The following is a 23,908-nucleotide window of genomic DNA, read 5'->3' as shown; positions in this document are numbered from 1 at the left end:
TTTGTACGTCAAGGAAAAAGAATGCCCGGACGCATAGACAGAAGTACATGGTACCTAGTCCCGCCTTCACGCCGCTTCTGGCTCGGTGTGGTCGCGTCCGGCTCAATGCTAAATACTCAGGTATTTCAGGCATATGCCGAGCCTGCGCAGCATAGGCGCGCCGCTCCTGCGCGAAATGCGGCGTGACACCGAGCAGTGCACTGTGGCGTGTTGCCATGGCTATGGCTGTATGCCATGTCGGCGCGCTCCCGGCTGGGCGCCGAAGTGCGCCGCTAGCGTGCACAAACCAAAGGTTCCGGGCTGTCTCACGGGCCTGAGTTTTCCATCATCAAGCCAGCTGCTCGGCCGCTAGACATCATCGCAGGCCGGCTTGATGTACTCTTGCCGACGCTGCGTGAGGTAGTTAAAGCGAGTATTTTCCTGGCATCATAAGTAGCGCAGGCCGTACTTTTCCTGGAGCTGGCCCAGTTGCTCCGGCGTGGGTTTTTCCGGCGCAATACTGCGTATTAATTCACCTGCGTCCTTAAAGAAACCTTCTGCTCCTCCAGGAGTAAAGGTGGTAAGAAAGCGACAATCGCTCTCACCCTCGTTCTTGAAGTACTGCTCGACGCCCCTCGGCGCAACGACATAGCTACCTGGTACAGCCAAGTAGACAGCCTCGCCAATGTGCATGGTGAGTTGTCCTTCCAGAATGAAGTTATTCTCATCCTCTTCCTTGTGGATATGCCGCGGCACGACGCCTCCAGGGGGGAGCACCGTCTCCATAAGCGAATAGACTCCTCCTGTTTCGCTTGCAAACACCTTGATGCTCATGTGCGCGCCAGTCGGGTGCAAAACATGATGGCCACCCTCTGGGCTAATCATGCGTGCCGTGATCGAATTACTACTCATGCTTCCTCCGATAAAATTCAAGAATGGGATGGCGGGATCGCCATCTCGGATCTGCGCAAGATTTTACTTGCATCAGACATGGCAGGATTTATAATTCACGTCAAATTATCTGCAAAAAAGGTCAAAATGTCACAGCATCTGTTTGCGCCTCACGCGCAGTCAGCAGAAAGCGTCACTGGGATTGGTTTTACTGCCCTGAGTGAGGGACTGGCGGCAGCCAAGGCTCATCGTCATGATCAAGGGCAACTGGTGATGTCTTTGGAAGGCGTCGTCTCTTGCGAGGTGGGCGAGAGCCATTGGATAGTGCCACCACAATGCGCGCTCTGGATTCCGGCCGGCCTTCATCACGAGAGTCGTGCCTCTGCCAATGCTCGGGGTTATTTCCTGTTCATCGCCCCTTCAGCTGCCCCGCTGCCAGACGATTGCTGCACGTTCCGTATCACGGCCATGCTTCGAGAAATGATCATTGAACTCTGTGAAGGTCGCAGTGACCGCAGTACGCGTAGCAAAGATCTCTTCGCCCAATTACTGCTTGAAGAGCTTGGGGCTATGCCCAAGGTGAATACACATTTCCCAATACCAAGCGACTCGCGATTGCAACGCATAGCCAAAGCCTTAATCCGGGATCCTGCAGACAGAAGAACGATTGGGCAATGGTCAAGTTTTGCAGGGATGAGCGAACGTACACTTGCTCGTCAGTTGTTTAAGAAAACCGGAATGTCTTTCGGAAAATGGCGTCGACAGCTCCATCTGATGGTGGCGCTGAATTTATTGGCTGAAGGCAAAAGCGTTCAACAGGTCGCAGGAGAACTTGGGTATGTGGCTGTGACGAGCTTTATCACGATGTTTAAAATAGCTTTAGGCACTACACCAGCAAAATATGTCTCATTGATGGACGTGGCACAAATGCGCAAGAAGACTCAGGAGCGACGCTAGGTGGGAGCGCAGTATATTTTGCCTGAGCCTGAGCCGATCAAATTTTTTGTGTAAAAAAGTCATGCGATACAATCGATCCCTGGAAAGGATACGTATGACGATGGACAAAGCCACACTCGGCGAACTGCTTGAAGCCATAGCGAACTGCCACCACTTTTTTGGAAGTGCCGAACACCCGGACACCTTTGAGCATGAAGCGATATCGCCAAAACTTGCCATCCTGAACCGGGATTGCCATTTTGGTAAATTCATTGGTAAATTTTGGCAAATGCTAGGGTAATCTCCCGAGGAAAACATGGGAACATTATTGTAATGCCGTTCAGTTAAGGTTTTTTTGTCCTCATTGCGGACTAAAAAACGAGTGATTGAGGCAGAAGTTCCATGAAAAAAGTACCAAATCCTCTTCAGAAAAGGGGGCTTTTTTGCTTAAGTGAACGAACTTAGGCACGTTCTGGGAATTTTTTGGGGAGTTGGTGCAGCTTCTTAAACGTCTCGTATCGCAATTTCTAGCGCCTGACGAAAAGAAAAAAGGCGATAAATCCTTGTTTCTATTAGATTTATCGCCTTTTATCGCGTACTGCAAAAATGTCTCTGAGTGCCCGGAGCCGGAATTGAACCGGCACGCCCTTACAGGCGGGAGATTTTAAGTCTCCAGTGTCTACCAGTTTCACCATCCGGGCAGCGCGGCGAGATTCTAGCACAGGTGATGCGCATCACGCCATCTTGTGCCTGGGGCAGGCTGTCCGATTTGCACCGGACAGCCTGGTTTTACCTACCCGCCATCAAAACGTCGCCTTGAACTGCACCCCATACGTGCGCGGTTCGTTGACGATGCCCGTCAGGTTGTCGAAATCGATCGCGCCCAGCGACTGGATCTGGTTGGTGATATTGCGACCATACGCGGAGAGTTCGTATTTGTCCCATTTGTAGCCGACGCGCAAGCCGCCTTCGAGCAGTTCCTTGGCCTTGTATTCCTTCGCTTCATACAGGAAGAAGTTGTAACTGGTGCGGTAGGCCCAGTCCGTGTAGGCGTAGAACTCGCCATTGGCGAGGGGGATGCTGTATTTCAGGGTGAAGTTGGTTTGCCATTCCGGCGCGCGCGGCAGCGGGTTGCCGTCGATGTAGGCCGTGCCTTTGAACGGGCCCAGCGGGTCGGTGACGGTGCAGCCGCTGGCCGGGTTGTTTTGCGCGTTGCCGCAGCTTTGCACGAACAGTTTCTTGTCCTGGATTTCCGTGTGGTTGTAGCTGCCGCCCAGGGTCATGCTGAGCGAATCGCTGAGGTTCGCCTGGAAATCGAGTTCCACGCCACGGCCCGTGGCCTTGTCGGCGTTGATCAGCTGGTTCATGTTGACGGCGCCGCTGCCGGCCGTCAGTTGCTTGTCTTTGACGCGGTACTGGAACACGGCCACGCTCAGACGCGCGCGCTTGTCGAACAAATCCTGCTTGATGCCGGCCTCGACGGAAAGGGCTTTCTCGGCGCCCGCAAACGAGGGGCGGTCGGCCAGGCCGTTCAGGCGTCCCTGCATCGACGGCGCGCGGTAGCCGGTGGCGATGCGCGCGTAGGCGTTCGTTTCCGGCGTGAGCACGTAGGTGCCGCTCAAGTCCCAGCTGATGTTGTGCGAGGTGTCGTTGAGGTTGAAAGGGCCGGCCGTGGTCGCTTCCACGCGCTTGGCCGAGAAATCCTTCTTGTCCGTCGTGTAGCGCAGGCCGCCGCGCAGTTTCAGGGCGTCCGAGACCGTGTAGTTCAGCGAGCCGAAGGCCGCGTACGACTTCGAGCTCTGGTTTTGCGTGGCGTAGGCGCTATTTTGCGGGTTGCCGGGCGCCAGGCTGTCAAAGCTGATGCTGTCGATCTGGATATCTTCCTTGAAGTAGAACAGGCCGGCGATCCATTGCAGAGGTCCCTTGGCGCTCGATTCGGCGCGGAATTCCTGCGAAATCTGCTTGTGGTTGGGGATCACGTCGGCCGTTTCCACGACGAAGGGGATGAAGCCGGGGCCCATCGGCGGCGCGTACACGGCGCCATAGCCGCCGTCGACGTCGGCGCGGCTGAAGAAATCGAGTTTTTCGTAGCCGGTGATCGAATGCAGAGTGACGCCCGGCAAGTCCCATTTCAGGCGCATGCTGCCGCCCTTGGTTTTCAGATGCTGGCGGTTGATACCGTCGGTCGGGTAGTTATCGTAATCAAAGCCGTCGACCAGGTCGTTGGTACCCTGTTTCAGGATGTTGGCGCGGAACAGCGTGGCCGTGCCGTCGAGGTTGCGCGCGTGCACGTTGAACAGGGCAGTGAAGTCGCGCGTGGGCTTGACCAGCACTTGCAGGCGGGCGGCGCTGTCTTCATAGCCTTCGAAGTCGCGCGTGCCGGTGGGGCGCGGGTTGTGCACGCGGTCGTCGCGGCGCTGGGTCTGGCCGGAAAAGCGCAGGGCAACGGTGTCGCTGACGGGCACGTTGAAGGCGCCTTCCAGGTTCTTCATGCCATCCTTGCCGAAGCCGCCGCTCAGGTAGCCTTCCGTCTTGAAGACGGGCTTGGCGGAATCGAACTTGATCACGCCGGCCGGCGAGTTGCGGCCGAACAAGGTGCCTTGCGGGCCGCGCAGCACCTCGACCTGATCGACGTCAAACACGGGGAAACCCTTGAGCATGGCGTTTTCCTGCACCACGTCATCCATCACCAGGCCCACGGGCTGCGAGGCGTTCAGGTCGAAGTCGGTATTGCCCAGGCCGCGAATATAGAAGCGGGGGAAGGTGCGGCCGTAATCCGATTCGACGGACACGCTGGGCGAGCGGCTGTTGAGGAAGCGGATGTCGGCGCCGCCGGCCGTCAGGGTGTCGAGCTTGTCGCCTTTCAATGTGGCGATGGACATCGGCACGTCCTTGATGTTTTCCGCGCGCCGCTGCGCCGTCACGATCACCGTTTCCAGTTGGCCAGGACCGGCCTGTGCCACCGGCGCGGCAGGCGCCGGGACGCTGTCCTGTGCCTGCGCCATCGCCTGCAGGGGAAAGGCGGCAGTGATTGCCAGGGCAATCAGGGTGTGGCGTACTGTGCTGGCATGCGGTGTCATCATGAAACGGCTCCTGTCGGTCAAGGTTGTTGGGGCATGCAAGCTGGCGCTGGCCAGCTGAACGAAAAGTCATGCTAGCACGGAAAGTTTTGGTATTCATGCCATTTTTCAGCGGCGGCTATTCATATCTGTTTCGACTCAATACGCGAATAAAATCGTATTTGTCGTCAATATCTGGCGGGTGCATAGTGGAGTGCCGACAGGCTTGTGCCGGCACAAAGGGCCACTTGGCCACCGAAGGTTTCTCCTGAGCCAGCGCAAGCATGCCAACGCCCTGGTGTGCATACGGCCAGTGCGCAGTGCGGAAAATGCGACAGTTTCCGATCTTTCTTTTTGCCATGCGATGTTGTTGTATTGCCACATCATGGGATGGCATGTTGCCTGCCAGCTGTTGCAACGCGGCGCATGCACGCACGATGATCTTGCCGCAAGGCATCGACAGGCAAGATTTCGCGTAGAATGTAATTTATTGCAAATTAGAAACATATATTTCTACCATGTTAATTTTATCCGCAAGTGCACCGGCCGTTGACGGCATCCGACTCTCCGAACTGATCGCCGCCCTGAGCCAGGCCCTCGACATCACGGAGGGACAGCCGGAAGGCCATTGCATCCGCTGTTGCTGGATCGGCATGCACCTGGGACGCGAATTGGGCATGGCGGATGAAGACTTGTGGAATTTGTATTACACCCTGCTGCTCAAGGACCTGGGCTGCAGCAGCAATGCCGCGCGCATCTGCGAGCTCTACCTGACGGACGATCTGTCTTTCAAGCAAGGCTTCAAGACGGTGGGTGACAGCTTGCCGCAAGTGCTCAAATTCGTTCTCAAGCACACGGGCCTGAAGGCGGGCCTGGCCGAGCGCTTCCGCGCCGTGATGACCATCTTGCGCGACGGCTCTCACATCGCGCAAGAGCTGATCGCCACGCGCTGCCAGCGCGGCGCCGACATCGCACGCCTGCTGCGCTTTCCGGAATCTGTGGCACAGGGCATCTACAGCCTCGACGAACACTACAATGGCCAGGGCAAGCCGGACAAATTGGCCGGCCAGGAGATCCCACTGTTTTCGCGCATTGCCTTGCTGGCGCAGGTGATCGACGTGTTTCATACGGCCGATGGCGCGCGCGCCGCCCAGGCCGAAGTGCGCCAGCGCGCGGGCAGCTGGTTTGACCCGCAACTGGTGCAGGCGTTCGAGCGGGCGGCGCAGTCGGGCGCCTTCTGGTCCATGTTGAGGTCGCAGGACCTTACAGCTGCCGTGGCGGCGCTGGAACCGGCGAACCGTTCTGTCCCGGTGGATGAGGACTATCTCGACGACATCGCGGCCGCGTTCGGCCAGGTGGTCGATTCGAAAAGCCCGTATACGAGCGGGCATAGCGCCAGGGTAGCCTTGTACACGGACATGATCGCCGAAACCTTGGGCGTGTCGCCGCAGCGGCGTCGCTGGCTCAAGCGGGGTGCCTTGCTGCACGACGTGGGTAAGCTCGGCGTGAGCAATAGCGTACTGGACAAGGCTGGTAAGCTCGACGCGGATGAGTGGCTGGCCGTGCAGCAGCACGCACACTATACGGTAACGATTTTGTCACGCATTGATGCATTTGCCGAACTGGCTGTCGTGGCAGCTGCGCACCATGAGCGGCTCGATGGCAAGGGCTATCCGCGGGGCTTGACGGCCGACGACATCAGCCTGGAGACGCGCATCATCACCACGGCCGATATTTTCGACGCCATCACGGCCGACCGCCCTTACCGGGGACCGATCCCCATTCCGAAAGCGCTCGAGATCATGGCCGAAACCGTGGGCACTGCCATCGACGCGCAGTGTTTTGCCGCCTTGAAAGTGGCGCTGGCGTGCTTGCCCGACCTTGCGCAGCCCGACGGCACGCGCCTGGCGGCATAAGCCAGGGCTGGCGCGTGCTTGCTTAGATGGGAAACGCGCCCGCGCCCGACACATTCAGGCAGGCGACCTTATCGCTGGAAAAATACTTGATTTGTCCCAGGCCGATGGCGTAACAGCCGTCACTGAGCGGGGAAATGGGACCGGTGAGTTTTTCACCGCTGACCAGGGTCACCACCCAGGGCGTGGTGGCCGGTTTGCCCGCGTGGGTCAATGCGTGTTGGACCAGGTCTGACATGGAGCCTCCGATGGAAATCAAAGCTTGATGATAGCAGTGCCGCACAGCCGCTGGTTTGCCGATACGCGGGGCCGGCGCCTTACGCGTCGGCCAGCAAGTTCTTCGGCAGGGCTACCGACACCAGTTTCCAGTGCCACAGGCCGTCGCGCGTCAGGGTCAGCTCGCCGATATGGCTTTTGCTGTGCGCGCGCTGCACCACGACGCTGTCCCAGGAGGTGTAGCGCAGTTTGTAGTCGGGTTTGGTAGTACGCTCGCGGCCACTGATATCGCTAACCTTGGCGATCGGTTTTTCGTAGCGGTCATTGAGCTTCATCAAGGCGACGATGCCCTCGGGCATCAGCATGGTATCGAGCAAGGGGGCGATGACGTCGGGGCTAATGTCGTCGGCCACTTCCGGTGCCGAGAACAGAGCGTGCAGTTGCTGCCCGAGGCTGCCGCGCAGCTGGGGCAGGTCGATATGCGCAGCCAAGGCCTGGCTATCCTCGTCCATGGTCGCCGCGTGGATATTGTTCATGGTGAAATACGGGCTGCCATAGAAGACGCCGGCCAGCGCGACCAGTGCCACTACAGCGAGAAGCATCATTCTTTTCATCGTGCGATCTCTCGGATGTCTGGCGACCCGGTGCGCCTGAAGTGCTGGTATTCTACATAATATTTCCGAAAATCAATATGGCGGTTTAGGTAAGTATTGTTTTAGATCAAGTTTTTTCAGAGTAATTCTGGCGGCAAGCTAATGTCCGTCAGTTTCCAGTCCCAGACGCCTTGGCGGCGCAGCAAAAATTGGCTGGCGGCGGGGCCGGCACCGCTGCGTCGCAGCACCACTTCGTTCCACGAGCGGTATGCCATGCCGAAGTCGTGACGCTTGCCGTCCGGCCCCTGCTTGCCGTGCAAGATCAATACCGTGATGCCGGGCGGCGAGACGATGGTGTCGAGCATTTCCTTGAAATCGTCTTCGCTGGCCGTTTCGCCGGCCGCCCGCAACTGGCGCGCCACGCTGGCCCGTACGGCGGGCAGGTCGGCCTGCTGCGCCAGGGTTTCCAGGCGCACGGATTTCGCCGCGATGCTGATGCGGTACATGGCGATGTAGGGGCTGACCCAGGTGAAGCCGATGGCGGCAACGGTAAAAATGATCGCGGTGGCGTACTTTCTTTTCATGGTCTGTGTTTTTGGTTGAGCTGTGCCGCCGTGATTTTACCCGGCCAGGCATGGCCGATGGTGTAGCATGCGTGCCGGCGCGCACCATCGCGCCGTAATATTGAGGACAACCATGAATATCACTATCAATCAGGTACTGCAGTCGTATATCGATCCGCTCACCGCCAGCGAATACGCGGCGCTCGAACGCAGTCTGCTGGCCGAAGGCTGCCGCGACGCGCTGGTACTGTGGAACGACGTGTTGATCGACGGGCATAATCGCTATGCCATCTGCCGCCAGCACGGCATCGAATTCAAGACCATCCAGAACACCAGTTTTACGTCGCTCGACGACGTCATGCTGTGGATGATCGACAATCACCTGGCGCGCCGTAGCGTGTCGGACTTCCAGCGCGGCGTGCTGGCCCTGCGCAAGAAGGAAATCGTCGCCGCGCGCAGTCCGGCGCCCGTCAGCGCGCAGGATGCGCCGGACGGCGAAAGCGCGCCAAAACCGGCCATGAGCACGCGCGAAGAAGTGGCCAAGGCGGCGCGCCTGAGCAGCAACCAGATCAGCCAGATCGAGAAGATCCAGAAAGCGGCTGCGCCGGAACTGGTGGAAGCCGTCCGCTCGGGCACGATCTCCATCAACGCGGCGGCCACTGTGGCCTCCTTGCCGCCGGAAGAGCAGGTGGCGGCCGTCGCCGGCGGCAAGAAATTATTACGCCAGGCGGCCAAGGAAATCCGCGAACAGCGCGCCGCCACGCGCACGCCGCGCGAGCCGAAAGTGCATGTATCGCAGGATACGCCGGAGACGGGCAATGAGCCGTGGGCCGAGAATGCAGCCCAGGCGCCTTCGGAAACGGAACGCTTGCGCGGCGAGATCGCCAGCCTGAAACAGCGGGTGGCGCAGCTGCAGGCGGAAAATGTGGAACTCAAGCAGCGTATTGCGGCCCTAATCGACGCGTCCTGATGCTGAGTTGACCATGCCAGTTCGCCCGTGCCTTACGCTTCGGGCAACTGGCGCGCGCTGGCCGCGTATGGCCAGAGCAGCGATCCGCGCTCACCCCATTTCCAGGGCCGGGCGGCCATGTATGCGCGGCTTGAGTTCAAAAAGGTGCTGTTTATCCAGAGCAACTGGAACAGCATCTGGCGCGCCGCTACCATACTGAAAAAAATAGGAGCCGGCCGATCAAATCGCGTCGAGCGCCGTGCGCAAGTCATGGCGCAGGTCTTCGATGTCTTCGATGCCCACCGACAGCCGGATCAAACCATCGCCGATGCCCAGTGTTGCCCGCTGCTCGGCCGGGATGCTGGCGTGCGTCATCAGGGCAGGATGTTCGATCAGGCTTTCCACGCCGCCCAGGCTTTCGGCCAGGGCAAACACCTCGCAGCGTTCGAGGAAGCGCCGCGCGCCGGCCAAATCCGTATCGAGGTCGATCGAGACGATGCCGCCGAAACCATCCATCTGGCGCTGCGCCAGCGCGTGTTGTGGATGCGAAGCCAGTCCCGGATAAAACACCGTTTTCACTTCCTTCTGCTGCTCCAGCCACTGCGCCAGCGCCAGGGCGCTTTCGCAATGGCGCTGCATGCGGATGGCCAGGGTTTTCACGCCGCGCAAGGCTAAAAAGCTGTCGAACGGTCCGGCAATCGCGCCCACCGAATTTTGCAAAAAGCCCAGCTGCTCGCGCCACTCCGCCTGGCGTTCTTCCGCGCCGACGATGGCGATACCGCCGATGATGTCCGAATGGCCGTTCAGATACTTGGTGGTCGAATGCACGACGATATCGAAGCCGTGTTCCAGCGGGCGCTGCACCAGCGGGCTGGCGAAGGTGTTGTCGGCCACGGCGATGATGCCCCGCGCGCGGCAGATGTCGGCAATCGCGCGCAAATCGGCCAGTTTCAGCATGGGATTGGTGGGGGTTTCCACCCACACCATCTTCGTCTCTGGACGCAGCGCGGCCAGCAGATTCTCGGGATTGGTCAAATCGACATAGGTAAATTCGTGCCCGGCCGAGCGCCGGCGCACGCGCTCGAACAATCGGTAGGTGCCGCCGTACATGTCGTCGCCGGCGATGATGTGGCTACCGGCGTCCAGCAATTCCAGCACGGACGCAATGGCGGCCAGGCCCGAGGCAAACGCGAAGGCCGCGCTGCCGCCTTCCAGGTCGGCCACGCAGCGTTCGAGCGCCCAGCGCGTGGGATTGTGCGAGCGGGCGTAATCGAGTCCCTTGTGCACGCCGGGGCTGTCCTGCACGAAGGTGGAGGTGGCGTAAATGGGCGGCATGATGGCACCCGTCGACGGGTCGGGCGACTGGCCGGCGTGGATGACGCGCGTGGCGAGGCGGCTCTTGCGGGTGGTTTCTTGGCTCAAGATAGTGTCCTGCGTAAGTGATTGAGAAGGTCGAAGCGGGTGATCAAGCCATAAAAGGCGCTATCGTCGGCGACGACGGCCGTCAAGCCCCGGTCCAGGGTGGCGCGCAGGGCGGGCAAGCCGCTTGACGGCGCCAGCGTTTCGAGCTGCGTCGTCATGGTGGCGCCCACCAGCGAGGCGAAATACGCGGCGTCGCCCGAGACGCGCAGCAGCAAGTCCGATTCGTCGAGGATGCCGACCAATTGACCTGCATCGATGACGGGTAGCTGCGCCAGGTCGCTGGCGCGCATACGGTTGAAGGCCGTCAGCAGGGTGTCGCCCGGCGCCACGCTGACGACGTCACCCTCGTCGTAGCGGCGCCCGATCAGGTCGCGCAAGTCGCCCGAGAGCGCCCGCTGTAACAAACCCTGGTCGCGCATCCAGCCGTCGTTGTAGACCTTTGACAGGTAACGCGTGCCCGTGTCGCAGACGAAGGTGACGACGCGCTTCGGCGTGGTCTGTTCGCGGCAGTACTTGAGGGCGGCGGCTAGCAGCGTGCCGGTCGACGAGCCTCCTAAAATGCCTTCGGCAAGCAGCAGGGCGCGCGCGGAATCAAAACTTTCCTGGTCCGTGATGGTGTAGGCCTTCGTGACGCCGTTCATGTCGGCGATGGCGGGGATAAAATCTTCGCCGATGCCTTCCACGGCCCACGAGCCGCTCGTGTCCGACACCTTGCCCGTGTCGATGTATTCGGTGAGGATGGAGCCTTGCGGGTCGGCCAGCACGAATTCCAGTTTCGGCTGCGCCTTGCGGAAGTAGCGCGTCAGGCCCGTCAGGGTGCCGGAGGAACCGACGCCGACGACGATGGCGTCCACGTCATGGCCGCTTTGCTCCCAGATTTCGGGCGCCGTCGTCGTTTCGTGGGCCAGCGGATTGGCGGGATTGTTGAACTGGTCGGCGAAGAAGGCGCCCGGCAGTTCGCGCGCCAGGCGCGCCGCGTAATCCTGGTAGTACTCGGGATGGCCCTTGCCCACGTCGGAGCGCGTGGTGTGCACTTCCGCGCCCAGGGCTTTCAAGTGCAGCACTTTTTCTGTCGACATCTTGTCGGGCACGACAAGGATCACGCGGTAGCCCTTGATGCGGCCGACCAGGGCCAGGCCGATGCCGGTGTTGCCGGCCGTCGCCTCGACGATGGTGCCGCCCGGCTGCAAGCGGCCGTCGGCTTCGGCCGCTTCGATGATGGACAGGCCGATGCGGTCCTTGATGGAACCGCCGGGATTTTGCGATTCCAGTTTCAGGAACAGCTGGCACATGCCCGTGGCTAGCCGGGTCACTTCGACCAGGGGGGTATTGCCGATCAGCTTGTATAGCGCTGGCGGCTGGGATGGGGATGGCATTCGATCATTCATGGTGGCTCCTGTCAGAGAAACAACGGCCCCGGATTGTGTCCCGAGCCGCCTTCCGTGCCGCGCAGTGTAGGCGGTTGGACGAGTGCGGCGAACGAATGTTTGCATGCTTGCATATGCGCCCTGCGCATATGGTCGGCAAGGCACGCGATGCGAGTATGCGCCGTTTTTTGCCCGCTTGCCGCGCCAAGGACACGACTATTAAGCTGCCGCAAGCCTACCATTGCGATTTATAATCACGCCTCGAAAAGAGACTAAATAGTATTGAAATTACTCAGACAGGGCAGGCGGCAGTGGCAAAACTTTATTTCCGGTATTCCGCAATGAACGCGGGCAAGTCGACGGCCTTGTTACAGGTCGCGCACAACTATGAAGAGCAGGGCCAGCAGGTGCGCCTGTACACGGCCGCCATCGACAGCCGCTATGGCGTGGGTAGAGTGACGTCGCGCCTGGGCCCGCAGCGCCAGGTCGATATCTTCCATGCCGACACGAATTTCCTCGACGATATTTCCCAGGTGGCTTGCCTGTTGGTGGATGAAGCGCACTTTCTCAGCACGGCACAGGTGCAACAATTGCACCAGCTGGCACAAGTGAAGGGCGTGCCCGTCATTTGCTACGGTTTGCGCACGGATTTCAAGGGTGAACCGTTCCCCGGCTCGGCCTATCTGCTGGCGCTGGCCGACGATATCGAGGAATTGAAGAATATTTGTACTTGCGGCAAGAAGGCCACGATGAGCATCCGCGTGGATGAGCAGGGCCGCCGCATCAAGGAAGGCGAGCAGATCAGTATTGGCGGCAACGAGAGTTACCGCCAGGCTTGCGGGCGCTGTTTCTACTCGTAGGCCTATTCGGCGACGGGCGCGCCCACGTCCGCATCATCGGACAAGGCCAGATCGCCCCGTTCGAAGGCTGCCAGGATGTCATTGGCACGCGCCACGTCGTGTTCGCGCACCATCACGCGGGCGCCGCCGATGGCGGCTGCCAGCAGCATGTCGGCCTGCATGTGCTGGTCGTCCGTCAGCAGCACGTCGATGCCGGCCGCTGCCAGGCAGCCGCGGATGACGTGGGCGTCCGTGGGGATCATCAGCCGGGCAATCAAAACATAGTCGTCGTGCATGCTGCCTCCTGGTAAGGTGAGTTCGTACCCATCTTAGCACCAGGCTAGCCCTTACAGCTTGAACACGCCCACCACCTGGTTCAGCTCTTGCGCCTGCTCCTGCAAGGCGTCGGCGGCCGCAGCCGCTTCTTCCACCAGGGCCGCGTTCTGCTGTGTCACCTGGTCCATCTGGGCGATGGCCTGGTTGACTTGCTCGATGCCGCTGCGCTGCTCTTCGCTGGCCTGCGCGATTTCTGCCATGATGGTGCTCACTTGCTGCACGCTGGCTACCACCGTGTCCATGGTGGCGCTGGCTTGGCGCACTTGCGCGTGGCCCAGGTCCACCGTACCGGCGGACGCCTGGATCAAGTCCTTGATGTCTTTCGCCGCGGCCGTCGAGCGCTGCGCCAGGGTGCGCACTTCGGTGGCGACGACGGCAAAGCCGCGTCCCTGTTCGCCGGCCCTGGCCGCTTCCACGGCCGCGTTCAAGGCCAGGATATTCGTCTGAAAGGCGATGCCGTCGATGACGCCGATGATGTCGGCGATCTTGCCCGATGCGCTGCGGATGGCGTCCATGGTGCTGGCCACTTGCGCCACGGCTGCGCCGCCTTCGGCTGCCAGGGTCGATGAGTCGTGCGCCAGCCGGCTTGCCTGCTGGGCATGGTCGACGTTCTGGCGCACGGTGGAACTGAGTTCTTCCATCGAGGCGGCCGTTTCTTCCAGCGAACTGGCTTGCTGCTCCGTGCGGCTCGACAAGTCCAGGTTGCCGCTGGCGATTTCACCGGACGCCGTGGCGATCTGTCCGGCGCTGCCGCGCACATTGCTGACCACTTGCGACAGATTGTCGCTGATGCGGTTCATGGCGCGCAGCAGGCGGCCGATTTCGTCGTGGCTGCTGGTATCGAGGTGCACCGTCAGGTCGCCGGCGGCAATCTGCGCGGCGGCCGTTTCGGCGGCGGCCAGCGGGCGCGACACGAGGGTGCGCACCAGCCAGTACAGCAGCAGGACGAAGACGAGCAGGGCGATGAAGCCGGAAATGGCCAGCTGGTTGCGCAGCTGGCGCGCTTCCAAGGTGATCTCGTCCGTGAACGTGCCGCCCGCGATGATCCATTGCCAATCCTTGAATTGACGGTAATACAGCTGCTTTTCACGCGCGACGGCAGCCGTTTCGCCGGCTGCCGTCCAGGTGTAGCGCATGGCGCCATTCTTTTGCGCCAGCATTTCCTGGATGAACAGGCGGCCATCGCTGGACTTGAACTCGAGCGCGCTCTTGCCTTCGCTGTTCGGGTGCAGCACCAGGTGGCCATAATTGGCGCCGGGCGCCGTGTCGACGATATAGATGTAGCCCGTCTGGCCGACCTTGACCTGGCGAATCTTCTCTTTCAGCATGGCCAGATTCTTGCTGATGTCCAGGCCGATGAACAGCACGCCCACCACCTTGCCGCCCGCATCGCGCACGGGGTCGTACTGGGTGATGTATTGCTTGCCAAACAAGGTGGCCATGCCCACGAAGCGCTGGCCGGCGCGCAGCGGCGCATAGCTGGGGTGGTTATGGTCGAGCAGGGTGCCGATGGCCCGTTCGCCGTCCTGTTTTTTCAGCGAGGTGCTGATGCGCACGAATTCATCGCCGTTGGCGGCAAAGATGGTGGCGATTACGCCCGTCTGGGCCGTGTAGCGGTCGACCAGGGCGGTATCGAGGTTGAGCACCTTGCCGCCGTTGGCCAGGGCCGGCGTGGCTTTGCCGGCCACGGCCACCATGGCGCCCGTGTCGACCGTGAACGGGCCGGGAAACTCGGCCGCGAACAGGCGCGCAAAGCTGGCTGCCTCGTTGACCATGGCGGTATGAAACACTTCCGTGGTCGTCATGACGCTATTGAGTTCGCTGGTGACGGCCGCTTCGGCGCGTTCTTCCAGGGCAGACGAGGTGCGGATACTGATCAAGGTCGTCAGGCTGGCGAGGATCAGGCTGACGAGCGCAAACGTGAAGACGGTAATCTTGCCGCCGACACTACAGTGGCGGAGGGAGAACGATTTTGTAGGCATAGTGTGAGTCTGGAAAATGGTAATCAGCCCGGCCATTCCTGGTCATGACATGACACGCGGGGAGGGGATCTGCTGGGGAATGCGCTTGAAACGGAGGCGCGCCGGCTTGAGGGCCGCGCACAGGGAAGCAAAATTTCAGGGCGCGATGATAGCATGTAGCTTGCGTTTTGTTACTAAGTGTTTCCCGCAGGAATCATTTTTTTCGCGCAAAAACATCATCTGCATCAACGATTGCAAAAAATATCCATTGACTTTTTAGATTTCAATGATGCATGTTGGTACCAGCGTTGCTGGCGGATGATGCGATTTTTGTCACGAATGTTTCACTTTGTAATGAATGAGACGCCGCCTTTAATTCGCGTTTAAGCTTCCAGGAAGAAACTGATTTTCCATGGGGGGCTGCCAGGCCGTATCCTGTAGCATAATATGCAGACCAGTCGTGTATTCCCCTTACTGTCTTGCTGGCTGGCGCATGCTTATCTGCGCCGCCTGGAATTGATTCAACTAATTTTCGGAGAAGCCGATGAAGAAGCAAATGATGCTGGTCACCCTGGTGCTTGCCCTGTCAGCCCACGCTGGCGCAGCCCAGACGGACAAGAGCGCCGCTCCTCCGCTACCCATGAAGCCGCTGGCCCAGCAAACGCAGGCCGCCTTGTGGGCATCGCGCGTATTGACGCGCGTCCATTACAAGGCCACGCCGCTCGACGACGCCATGTCGGAGAAAATCTTCGACCGCTATTTCAAGTCACTGGACGCGGAAAAGCTGTTTTTCGTGCAAGCCGACATCGATCGTTTCGCGCCGCTACGCACCAAGCTCGATGACGCCATCATGAATGAAGACCTGACGGCGCCGTTTGCCGTTTATAACTTGTACCAGCAGCGTTTCGACGAGCGCATGGCGTATGCGCGTGAATTGCTGAAAACCAAGTTCGACTTTACGGCCGACGAGAGCTATCAGCTCGACCGCGAAAAGGCCGCGTGGCCGAAGAGCGACGAGGAAGTGCGCGACCTGTGGCGCAAGCGCGTCAAGAACGACTGGCTGCGTCTGAAACTGGCAGGCAAGGAAGACAAGGCCATCCGCGAGACCCTGGACAAGCGTTATGAAGGCTACACGACCCGTGCGCGAAAGCTCAACAGCGAAGACGTGTTCCAGATCTTCATGAACGCTTATGCCATGTCGATCGAGCCGCATACCAACTACCTGGGCCCGCGCGCGTCGGATAACTTCGACATCGCCATGCGGCTGTCGCTCGAAGGCATCGGCGCCGTGCTGCAGACGCGCGATGAATACACGGTGGTGCGCGAAGTCGTGCCGGGCAGCCCGGCCGGCTTGTCGGGCAAGCTGAAAGTGGGCGATCGCATCGTCGGCGTGGGGCAGGGCGAAAGTGGCCCCATCACTGAAGTGCTGGGCATGCGCATCGACGATGTGGTACAGCTGATCCGCGGCGCCAAGGATTCCGTGGTGCGCCTCGACATCCTGCCGGCCGATGCGGGCCCCGACGCCAAGCACGTGGTCTTGCCGCTGGTGCGCAAGAAAATCAGCATGGAAGAGCAGGCGGCGAAGAAATCGATCATCGAAGTGCGTGAAAATGGCGTCAAGCGCCGCATCGGCGTCATTTCCTTGCCGACCTTCTACCAGGACTTCGAAGCGCGCCGCCGTGGCGACAAAGACTTTAAAAGCGCCACGCGCGACGTCACCCGCTTGCTGGGCGAGTTGAAGAAGGACAAGGTCGACAATGTCCTGATCGACTTGCGCAACAACGGCGGTGGTTCGCTGAACGAAGCCGTCGAACTGACGGGCCTGTTCATCGACAAGGGCCCTGTCGTGATGCAGCGCAATGCCGAAGGCAAGGTCGACGTGGAAAGCGATACCAGTGCCGGCCTGGCCTGGGATGGCCCGATGGGTGTGCTGATCAACCGCGGCTCGGCATCGGCTTCCGAAATTTTTGCCGCCGCCGTGCAGGACTACGGCCGTGGCATCATCATCGGGGAAGGCAGCTTCGGCAAGGGCACGGTGCAGACCCTGTTCAACCTCGACCGTTTCGGCGGCAGCGAGAAAGCCCGTTTCGGCGAGCTGAAAATGACCATCGCCCAGTTCTTCCGCATCAATGGCGGCACCACGCAGTTGCGCGGCGTCACGCCTGACATCAAGCTGCCAGCCATGTCCGACGCGGAAAACTTCGGCGAATCGAGCTATGACAATGCCCTGCCATGGGTAGCCATCAAGCCGGCGCCCTACATGCCGACGGGCGACCTGAAGGATATCGTGCCGCTGCTGGACAAGAAACATGATGCGCGCGTGGCCAAGGACAAGGATTTCCAGTACTTGCTCGATGACATCGCCCTGGTCGTCAAGCAGCGCAAGGAAAACCAGATTTCGCTCAATGAAACCGTGCGCCGCAAGGAGCGCGATGCCCAGGAAGCGCGCGCCAAGGCCCGTGAAAAACGCCTGATCGCGCAGATTTCGAATCCTGCCGATGACCTGGTGGTGATTCCCGATCCGAAAGACGTGCTGAAAGGCGCGAAAGCGGCCAACAAGACGGCCAAGCAAATTGCCGCCGTGAAAGGCGCCTTGCGCACCGACGACGGCTTGCAGGGCGACGAGCGCGCCTTGAGTGCCGAACTGGATGCTGAAACGGCCGCGAAGAGCGCCAAGGACGTGCTGCTGAACGAAGCGGCGCGCATCCTGGCCGACGAAGTGGCGCTGATCAAGGCCGATACCCGTCTGGCGTCCAAGGTCTTGCCGTATGCAGCGGATGTCAAGGCGACGCCGGTGGCGGCAACATCGAAGTAATGAACGTGGAGTAAGGGGGGAGTTATCTGTTTCGCGTATTTCTATCATTCCAACAATCAATTGGATTGATATGCCGCGACGCAGCATAATGCACTCGTCTCCTCTATTCTCCTCCAAGAAAATAGATTCAGCCCGCTCCTTGTAGCGGGCTTTTTTTTGCCTCAGATTTTATGCGTGGGCAGTTGCACGTCTGGGCAGGCAGCCAGCAGGGCCGAGATCCAGCCGGCAAATGCCTGCAGCTTGGGCGTGGCCAGGCGGCCTTGCGGCGTCAGCAGCGACATCGGCATGGGCGTCGGGGAGCAGTCGGGCAGCACGGCCACCAGGGCGCCGCTGTCGAGGTGCTGGCGCACCTGGTACATGGCCGCCTGCGCCAGGCCCAGTCCCTGCAGTGCGCAAGCGACGCTGGCGTCCGCATCGTTGACGGCGATGGGGCCGGCCATCTGCACGCGCACGACTTCCTTGCCTTGAAGTAAATCCCAGTCGAAGGCGCGTCCCGTGCGGCCCGAGTAATGCATGATGCCCTGATGCGCGGCCAGGTCGGCCAGGGTGTGCGGCGTGCCGTGGCGCGCCAGGTAAGCAGGGGACGCGCAGGTGACGAAGCGCATCAGGCCGATCTGCTTGCCGATGAAGGCGGAATCTTGCAAGGTGCCTACGCGCAAGGCGCAATCGATGCCTTCCTGCGTCAGATCGACCAGGCGGTCCGTCAAGCTCAGTTGCAATTGCATGTCCGGCCAGGCAGCGTGGAATTGCGCGATATGGGGAATGATCAGGCGCCGGCCCACCGTATTGGGCAGGTTGACGCGCAACAGGCCGCGCGGTTTTTTCGCGTCAGGGCCACGGAAGGCCAGTTCCGCCGTATCGACGGCCTTCAGGATGTCGATGCAATGGCGAAAGTACTCGGCGCCTTCCGGCGTCAGGGACAAACGGCGCGTGGTGCGCTGCAGCAGCTGCGTCCCCAGGTAGGCTTCCAGCTTTTGCAGGGTGGCCGTCAGCGCGGCGCGCGGCAAATCCAGTGTCTCGGCCGCCTTGGAAAAGCTGTTGGCTTCGACAATACGTACGAAGGTCTGCATGGCCTTGATCTTGTCCATGGGATGGTTTCCGTTTTAATTGTTCATCTTATGTGAAAAGTGTAAGTGGATTATGCCCTAATTATCTTTGCCTCAGGTTTGCCTAGAATGGCCATACCCTACCGAACCGAGGAAACAATATGAACAAGGCCTCATCTCCTGCTCCCCACGACATTGCGCCCGCCATGGTGCTGCTGCTGGCCATCGCTTCCGGCCTGATCGTCGCCAATCTGTATTACGCGCAAACCCTCGTCGGGCCCATCAGCGCATCGACGGGCCTGTCGGCCAAGGCGGCCGGGCTGATCGTCACCCTGACGCAAGTGGGCTATACCCTGGGCCTGCTGTTTGTCGTGCCCTTGGGCGACTTGCTGGAAAACCGCCGCCTGATCGTCACTGCCTTGCTGGTGACGGCCACGGCCTTGCTGGTGGCCGCGCTGAGCACGGGTGCCGTGGTGTTCCTGGCCGCCGCGCTGGCCATTGGCCTGGGCTCCGTGGCGGCGCAAGTGATCGTGCCGTTTGCCGCCCACCTGTCGCAGGAAGCGACGCGGGGCCAGACGGTGGGCAAGGTGGTCAGCGGCTTGTTGCTGGGCATCATGCTGGCCCGTCCCGTGGCCTCGCTGGTGGCGGCCCACGCCAGCTGGCACGTGGTGTTTGGCGGCGCCGCCGTGCTGATGGTACTGCTGGCGCTGGTGTTGCGCCGCGCCTTGCCCGTACGCCAGCCCGTGTCCAGCATGAAATATCCGGCCTTGATGGCGTCCTTGTGGCATTTGCTGCTGGGCACGCCCGTGCTGCGCCGCCGCGCCGCCTATCACGCGGGCCTGTTTGGCGCCTTCAGCCTGTTCTGGACCGTCACGCCGCTGGTGCTGGCCAGCCCCGCGTTTGGCTTGTCGCAAACAGGCATCGCCATCTTTGCCCTGGTGGGCATGGCCGGTGCCGTCGCCTCACCCATCGCCGGCCGCCTGGCTGATGCGGGCCACACCTTGCCCGCCACTGCCGCTGCGCTGGCGCTGGGCATCCTCGCGTTTGCCTTGCCGATGTTGGCGCCGGAATCGAAACACGTGGCGCTGGGCTTGCTGGTGGTCGCTTCCATCGTGCTCGACATGGGCGTGGCCGCCAACCTGGTGCTGGGCCAGCGCGCCATCTTCAGTCTGGGGGCGGAAGTGCGGGGCCGCCTGAACGGCCTGTATTTCGCGCTGTTCTTCGCCGGCGGCGCGGCCGGCTCGGCCATCGGCGCCTGGGTGTATGCCAGCTACGGCTGGCAAGCAACCTTGCTGACCGGCATGGCGTTTCCGGGCCTGGGCCTGCTGGTGTGGCTGGGAGAATTTTTACCGCTGGCCACGCGTCGCAGGGCGTGAAACCCTGATGGCGGCTCATTATCACTGATGACTATTTCTATCATCATGAATATAAAGTGGCGTGATATGCCGCTATGCCGCAAGATGCTCCTGTCTCCTCTATCTCCTCCAAGGAAATAGATTCAGCCCGCTCCCGCAGCGGGCTTTTTTTTTGCTTTTTACATTAAATCAATACCCATTAGATTACTACCAGATCCAGCGCCCGCATGAAGTTGGCCGCCTGCGCATGCGTGATGACGGCACCTTTCAGCAGCGCCGCTTCGCTCAATTTGAATCCGTCGATATCGGCGCCGCGCAGGTCGGCACCCTGGAACTTCGCCAGTTTGATGGTGGCATTGCGCAAGCTGCCGCCTTCGAAGACGGCGTCGCGGAAGTCGCAGCCGGCCAGGTAGGCGTCGGAAAAATCCAGCTGCTTTAGTATTGCCTTGCGGAACGAAAAGCCGCGCAGGTCGGCGCCCACCAGCAGGCTGTCTTCGAAGCTGAGGCCCAGGTGCGCCACTTCCTCGAACGAGGCGCCCGTCAGCTTGCAGCCCCGGTAGGTGGCCGAGGCCAGCTTGGCGCGCCGCCATTTCGTGTTGTTCAGGTCGCAGCCTTCAAACGTGGCATCGACGGCGTCGACGGATTCGAAATCGGCGCTGCCCGCGCGGCAGCGGCGCCACGTGCTGCGCGCCAGCTTGCTGGCGAATAAGATCGTTTCGGCAAAGGTGCAACGCTCGAAAGTGCAGCCCTGCAAATCGAGGCGCGACAAGTCTTCGCCGTCGAACGCGCAATCGATGAAGTGGCGCGCCGATTGGGCCAGCTGTTGTTCGATGCCAGCGCGGTCCAGGGGCATGCCGGTTACTGTTGAGTCTTGTGTTGCCATCCGTCTCATTCCTAAAATAAAAGCAGGGGAGGGATGGCGCGGCGGGAAAATGCACGAACCAGTACACCTCCCCGGCCGGTGTAACAGCCAAGGGTCAGCGCCGTGGGTCCGCGTGGGCGGGAGCATGCCGGACGGTGCCGGGCACTTACCGGCTTACCAACCGGTGCGCTCATTTTCGATCAGAGCGTATTGTAGCGCGTCCGAATCGCCCTTGCCAGTTTGCGCAAGCTCGGGTTAGTATCGTTGCAGGCGCATGCATTGCGCCAACGTCGCTCGGACGGATCCGGGCGCTTACGTATAGAGATACCATGACCGATAGCCAAGCTCCGCGCAGCTTTTCGCGCATCAATCGCCTTCCCCCCTACGTTTTCAATATCACCGCCGAGCTCAAGATGGCTGCGCGCCGCCGCGGCGAGGACATCATCGACATGTCGATGGGCAATCCCGATGGCGCCACGCCGGCCCACATCGTCGACAAGCTGGTCGAGACGGTGAAACGCCCCGACACGCACGGCTATTCCGCCTCCAAGGGCATCCCCCGCCTGCGCCGCGCGATTGCACACTGGTACAAGAAGCGCTACGACGTCGACATCGACCCGGACAGCGAAGCCATCGTCACCATCGGCTCGAAAGAGGGCCTGGCCCATCTGATGCTGGCGACGCTCGACCGTGGTGACACGGTGCTGGTGCCGAATCCCAGCTACCCCATCCACATCTGGGGCGCCGTCATCGCGGGCGCCGACATCCGCTCCGTGCGCATGGGCCCGGGCGTGGATTTTTTTGCCGAACTGGAACGGGCCATCCGTGAAAGCTACCCGAAACCGAAGATGATGGTGCTGGGCTTCCCGTCCAACCCTACCGCGCAGTGCGTGGAACTGGAATTTTTCGAGCGCGTCGTGGCGCTGGCGAAGCAGCACAATATTCTGGTGGTGCACGACCTGGCGTATGCCGACATCACCTTCGATGGCTGGAAGGCGCCGTCCATCATGCAGGTGCCGGGCGCGCGCGACGTGGCCGTCGAGTTTTTCACCATGTCGAAAAGTTACAACATGGCGGGCTGGCGCATCGGTTTCATGGTCGGCAATGCGGAACTGGTGGCGGCCCTGGCGCGCATCAAGAGCTACCACGACTATGGCAGTTTTACGCCCGTGCAAGTGGCGGCCATTGCCGCGCTGGAAGGCGATCAAAGCTGCGTGACGGAAATCTGCGCCCAGTACCAGCGCCGCCGCGACGTGCTGGTCAAAGGTTTGCATGAAGCGGGCTGGATGGTGGAAAAACCGAAGGCCTCGATGTATATCTGGGCGCATATCCCGGAAGCGTATCGCCACCTGGGCTCGCTGGAATTTGCCAAGCTGCTGCTGCAAAAGGCCAAGGTGAGCGTCTCGCCCGGCATCGGCTTCGGCGAATACGGCGATGAATACGTGCGCTTCGCCCTGATCGAAAACGAGGCGCGGGTGCGGCAAGCATTACGCGGCATCAAGAATATGTTGCGTTCCGGCGACGGGAAAGCGGAAGCGGCAGCATAAAAGTTGCCGCATGGAATGCTTCGTTGCCCGTAATATCACTATGGCGTATTTCTGACATCACGAATATAAAGTGGTTTTATATGCTGCGACGCGGCATCATGCATCTGTCTCCTCTATCTTCCTCCAAGGAAATAGATTCAGCCCGCTCCCGCAGCGGGCTTTTTTTTGCCTGAAAATTCATATTTGTTGTCTGAAGAGTATTTTGTGGACCTTGAATGGCAATGCATGTTTCAATGCGCGGCTATCCTCCTATGAAAGTCCGACATGGCACATGAAAATCTCAGCAAAGGACATCAAAAAGTTCCTGAGGCGGACACGTTTTTCATCAACAGCGATGCAACCTCAAATAATGAGTTCAGTTTTCATAACGAATGGTTGCTCAGGGGCGTTGCGGTGACCAGTGGCGGCCCCGAGTTCCTGGAAAAGATCAAGCGGCCCAAGCGCGGCGATACCCTGCTGTTATGGGTAAACAAGATCGGCATTGTTGCTGCTGGCACGGTGCTCGATGACGCGCCAGTCATCGTGTTTCGGGAAGGGGGAGTGATCAGCCCGAATGAGCCGGAAGAGTATCACCGCATGGTGCGCTGGTATGCGGATCTGCGCAAGACGCCTGTTTCCTCTGCCGAAGTCGTCGTTTTTCACGGTACCAATCCCCGACAAGCTTTTGGGGCCCTGAGCAAGGGGAAGGAAGCCATCCTGGCATTGATCGCTAGCAGGGTGGAGCAAAATGATATCCATGATTTGCTTTCGAGGGGGAAGGGCCGGTCAACGGAGATAGAGATACTGTGCCAGGCCCGGCGCGGCCAAGGCAGGTACCGAGACGAATTGCTGGCATTATGGGATAGGAAATGTGCCGTAACGGGCTGCGATCTTGAGCCGGTCTTGCGTGCATCGCATGCCCTGTCCTGGCAAGGCGCCACTGATCAGCAGCGGCTTGATCCCCATAATGGCTTGCCGCTGATCGCGACCCTGGATGCCTTGTTTGATCGAGGCTTGATCAGCTTTGCTGATGATGGCGCGATGTTGTGTTCCCCCTCGCTGCTGGGGCGGCATCGTGAACTCCTCGGTTTACCCGCTCCGTTGCGTATTGTTTTGAGGGAAGAACAGAAGTATTACCTGCGCATGCATCGGCAACGCTTTGCCTTTTGTTCGCCGCCCCAGGATTGAATAGTGGCCGCCACTGACGTTGATGTCGCTGCCTGTTTCGCAACTTGTACGAGATATGGATAATTCATATCTCCGCTATCACAACATGTAAT

General features: G+C 60.3%; 20 protein-coding genes and 1 tRNA gene. 9 read left to right on the top strand and 12 right to left on the bottom strand.

Features of this window, described 5'->3' with window-relative positions; genetic code table 11:
• Positions 1 to 426 precede the first annotated feature (426 nt).
• The gene (locus ACQ4WS_RS02710; RefSeq protein WP_436473437.1) at positions 427 to 813 is read right to left on the bottom strand and encodes a cupin domain-containing protein; all 387 of its coding nucleotides are present in this window, start codon (positions 811 to 813) and stop codon (positions 427 to 429) included.
• Positions 814 to 837: 24 nt separating this feature from the next.
• Between ACQ4WS_RS02710 and ACQ4WS_RS02705 the strand changes: the two genes are divergently transcribed.
• Together ACQ4WS_RS02705 and ACQ4WS_RS02700 are read left to right on the top strand one after the other, a co-directional pair.
• Complete coding sequence (locus ACQ4WS_RS02705; protein ID WP_436473435.1) at positions 838 to 1,827, top strand: AraC family transcriptional regulator; 990 nt, start codon at positions 838 to 840, stop codon at positions 1,825 to 1,827.
• Between the two features lie 94 nt (positions 1,828 to 1,921).
• A complete protein-coding gene (locus ACQ4WS_RS02700) occupies positions 1,922 to 2,107 on the top strand; it encodes a hypothetical protein (protein ID WP_436473433.1) in 186 nt (61 codons plus the stop codon).
• 316 nt (positions 2,108 to 2,423) lie between these two features.
• Here ACQ4WS_RS02700 and ACQ4WS_RS02695 read toward each other — a convergent pair.
• A tRNA-Leu gene (locus ACQ4WS_RS02695) sits at positions 2,424 to 2,507 on the bottom strand.
• A 102-nt stretch (positions 2,508 to 2,609) separates the two neighbouring features.
• The gene (locus ACQ4WS_RS02690) at positions 2,610 to 4,889 is read right to left on the bottom strand and encodes a TonB-dependent receptor (RefSeq protein ID WP_436473431.1); all 2,280 of its coding nucleotides are present in this window, start codon (positions 4,887 to 4,889) and stop codon (positions 2,610 to 2,612) included.
• Positions 4,890 to 5,383: 494 nt separating this feature from the next.
• On the opposite strand from ACQ4WS_RS02690, the gene ACQ4WS_RS02685 reads away from it, so the two are divergent.
• Positions 5,384 to 6,781: an HD-GYP domain-containing protein gene (locus tag ACQ4WS_RS02685; protein ID WP_436473429.1), complete on the top strand. Its 1,398-nt coding sequence runs from the start codon at positions 5,384 to 5,386 to the stop codon at positions 6,779 to 6,781.
• Between the two features lie 22 nt (positions 6,782 to 6,803).
• Here ACQ4WS_RS02685 and ACQ4WS_RS02680 read toward each other — a convergent pair whose 3' ends face one another.
• The 3 genes from ACQ4WS_RS02680 to ACQ4WS_RS02670 form a co-directional block, all read right to left on the bottom strand.
• Entirely contained in the window at positions 6,804 to 7,016 is a 213-nt protein-coding gene (locus tag ACQ4WS_RS02680; protein ID WP_099403040.1) for a hypothetical protein, read from the bottom strand.
• Between the two features lie 79 nt (positions 7,017 to 7,095).
• On the bottom strand, positions 7,096 to 7,599 hold the full coding sequence (locus ACQ4WS_RS02675; protein ID WP_436473427.1) for a DUF2939 domain-containing protein: 504 nt from the start codon (positions 7,597 to 7,599) through the stop codon (positions 7,096 to 7,098).
• 125 nt (positions 7,600 to 7,724) lie between these two features.
• On the bottom strand, positions 7,725 to 8,171 hold the full coding sequence (locus ACQ4WS_RS02670; protein ID WP_436473425.1) for a DUF2939 domain-containing protein: 447 nt from the start codon (positions 8,169 to 8,171) through the stop codon (positions 7,725 to 7,727).
• Between the two features lie 112 nt (positions 8,172 to 8,283).
• On the opposite strand from ACQ4WS_RS02670, the gene ACQ4WS_RS02665 reads away from it, so the two are divergent.
• Complete coding sequence (locus tag ACQ4WS_RS02665) at positions 8,284 to 9,120, top strand: hypothetical protein (protein WP_436473424.1); 837 nt, start codon at positions 8,284 to 8,286, stop codon at positions 9,118 to 9,120.
• Between the two features lie 219 nt (positions 9,121 to 9,339).
• Here ACQ4WS_RS02665 and ACQ4WS_RS02660 read toward each other — a convergent pair whose 3' ends face one another.
• Together ACQ4WS_RS02660 and ACQ4WS_RS02655 are read right to left on the bottom strand one after the other, a co-directional pair.
• Complete coding sequence (locus ACQ4WS_RS02660) at positions 9,340 to 10,521, bottom strand: trans-sulfuration enzyme family protein (protein WP_436473422.1); 1,182 nt, start codon at positions 10,519 to 10,521, stop codon at positions 9,340 to 9,342.
• Complete coding sequence (locus ACQ4WS_RS02655) at positions 10,518 to 11,909, bottom strand: pyridoxal-phosphate dependent enzyme (RefSeq protein ID WP_436473420.1); 1,392 nt, start codon at positions 11,907 to 11,909, stop codon at positions 10,518 to 10,520. The genes ACQ4WS_RS02660 and ACQ4WS_RS02655 overlap by 4 nt, the downstream gene beginning before the upstream one ends.
• 290 nt (positions 11,910 to 12,199) lie before the next feature.
• Between ACQ4WS_RS02655 and ACQ4WS_RS02650 the strand changes: the two genes are divergently transcribed.
• A complete protein-coding gene (locus ACQ4WS_RS02650; RefSeq protein ID WP_436473419.1) occupies positions 12,200 to 12,748 on the top strand; it encodes a thymidine kinase in 549 nt (182 codons plus the stop codon).
• 2 nt (positions 12,749 to 12,750) lie between these two features.
• Here ACQ4WS_RS02650 and ACQ4WS_RS02645 read toward each other — a convergent pair whose 3' ends face one another.
• Positions 12,751 to 13,023, bottom strand: coding sequence for a putative signal transducing protein (locus tag ACQ4WS_RS02645; RefSeq protein WP_092709723.1), 273 nt, complete (start codon positions 13,021 to 13,023; stop codon positions 12,751 to 12,753).
• A gap of 51 nt (positions 13,024 to 13,074) precedes the next feature.
• Positions 13,075 to 15,045 carry a methyl-accepting chemotaxis protein gene (locus ACQ4WS_RS02640; RefSeq protein ID WP_436473416.1) on the bottom strand — a complete coding sequence of 657 codons (1,971 nt, stop codon included), beginning with the start codon at positions 15,043 to 15,045 and terminating at the stop codon, positions 13,075 to 13,077.
• A 523-nt stretch (positions 15,046 to 15,568) separates the two neighbouring features.
• On the opposite strand from ACQ4WS_RS02640, the gene ACQ4WS_RS02635 reads away from it, so the two are divergent.
• A complete protein-coding gene (locus ACQ4WS_RS02635; protein WP_436473414.1) occupies positions 15,569 to 17,839 on the top strand; it encodes a carboxy terminal-processing peptidase in 2,271 nt (756 codons plus the stop codon).
• Between the two features lie 161 nt (positions 17,840 to 18,000).
• Here the strand turns inward: ACQ4WS_RS02635 and ACQ4WS_RS02630 are convergent, their stop codons facing one another.
• Positions 18,001 to 18,927, bottom strand: a complete 927-nt coding sequence (locus ACQ4WS_RS02630; RefSeq protein WP_436473412.1) for a LysR family transcriptional regulator — start codon at positions 18,925 to 18,927, stop codon at positions 18,001 to 18,003.
• 119 nt (positions 18,928 to 19,046) lie between these two features.
• Between ACQ4WS_RS02630 and ACQ4WS_RS02625 the strand changes: the two genes are divergently transcribed.
• On the top strand, positions 19,047 to 20,261 hold the full coding sequence (locus tag ACQ4WS_RS02625) for an MFS transporter (protein ID WP_436473410.1): 1,215 nt from the start codon (positions 19,047 to 19,049) through the stop codon (positions 20,259 to 20,261).
• A 178-nt stretch (positions 20,262 to 20,439) separates the two neighbouring features.
• On the opposite strand, the gene ACQ4WS_RS02620 is transcribed toward ACQ4WS_RS02625, so the two are convergent.
• On the bottom strand, positions 20,440 to 21,123 hold the full coding sequence (locus ACQ4WS_RS02620; protein WP_436473408.1) for a pentapeptide repeat-containing protein: 684 nt from the start codon (positions 21,121 to 21,123) through the stop codon (positions 20,440 to 20,442).
• 308 nt (positions 21,124 to 21,431) lie between these two features.
• Between ACQ4WS_RS02620 and alaC the strand changes: the two genes are divergently transcribed.
• Positions 21,432 to 22,649: an alanine transaminase gene (gene alaC / locus ACQ4WS_RS02615; RefSeq protein WP_436473407.1), complete on the top strand. Its 1,218-nt coding sequence runs from the start codon at positions 21,432 to 21,434 to the stop codon at positions 22,647 to 22,649.
• Between the two features lie 264 nt (positions 22,650 to 22,913).
• Positions 22,914 to 23,816, top strand: a complete 903-nt coding sequence (locus tag ACQ4WS_RS02610) for an HNH endonuclease (protein ID WP_436473405.1) — start codon at positions 22,914 to 22,916, stop codon at positions 23,814 to 23,816.
• The last annotated feature ends 92 nt before the right edge of the window (positions 23,817 to 23,908 follow it).

The sequence above is a fragment of the Janthinobacterium leeuwenhoeki genome, from assembly GCF_051380795.1.
In the GTDB taxonomy this organism is placed as follows: domain Bacteria; phylum Pseudomonadota; class Gammaproteobacteria; order Burkholderiales; family Burkholderiaceae_D; genus Janthinobacterium.
This window is presented reverse-complemented; position numbering and strand designations above follow the sequence as displayed.